This is a genomic window from Pseudomonas sp. P7779 (assembly GCF_013386315.1).
GTDB lineage: Bacteria > Pseudomonadota > Gammaproteobacteria > Pseudomonadales > Pseudomonadaceae > Aquipseudomonas.
Genome location: NZ_JACARZ010000208.1, coordinates 1 through 684, shown reverse-complemented (window position 1 = coordinate 684; position 684 = coordinate 1). Strand labels below are relative to the sequence as shown.

Here is a 684-nt window from a genome sequence, read left to right as displayed (position 1 = left end):
TCATGGCCAAGCCTTACCCGGGCCAGGCAGGCAACGGCCTACACGTGCACATTTCGATCCTGGACAAGGACGGCAAGAACATCTTTGCCAGCGAGGATCCCGAGCAGAACGCCGCATTGCGTCACGCGATCGGCGGTGTGCTGGAGACCCTACCCGCCCAAATGGCGTTCCTGTGCCCTAACGTCAACTCCTACCGTCGTTTCGGCGCACAGTTCTACGTGCCGAACTCGCCGTGCTGGGGCCTGGATAACCGCACCGTGGCGATTCGCGTACCGACCGGCTCGTCCGACGCCGTACGTATCGAACACCGTGTGGCCGGGGCTGATGCCAACCCTTACCTGCTGATGGCTTCGGTATTGGCGGGCGTGCATCACGGCCTGACCAACAAGATCGAGCCTGGCGCACCGGTGGAAGGCAACAGCTACGAGCAGAACGAACAGAGCCTGCCGAACAACCTGCGTGATGCCCTGCGCGAGCTGGACGACAGCGAGGTGATGGCCAAGTACATCGATCCTAAATACATCGATATCTTCGTCGCCTGTAAGGAAAGTGAGCTGGAGGAGTTCGAACACTCCATCTCCGACCTTGAGTACAACTGGTACCTGCATACCGTGTAAGCGGTTGCCGGGCTAAAAAGAACGCCGCAGGCCTTTGGCCTACGGCGTTTTTTTATGGCTGTTGTGG

General features: G+C 59.4%; 1 pseudogene. It reads left to right on the top strand.

Annotated elements, in window-relative coordinates:
• A pseudogene (locus tag HX869_RS31195) lies at positions 1 to 617 on the top strand (glutamine synthetase family protein); the annotation flags it as partial.
• Positions 618 to 684 lie beyond the last annotated feature (67 nt).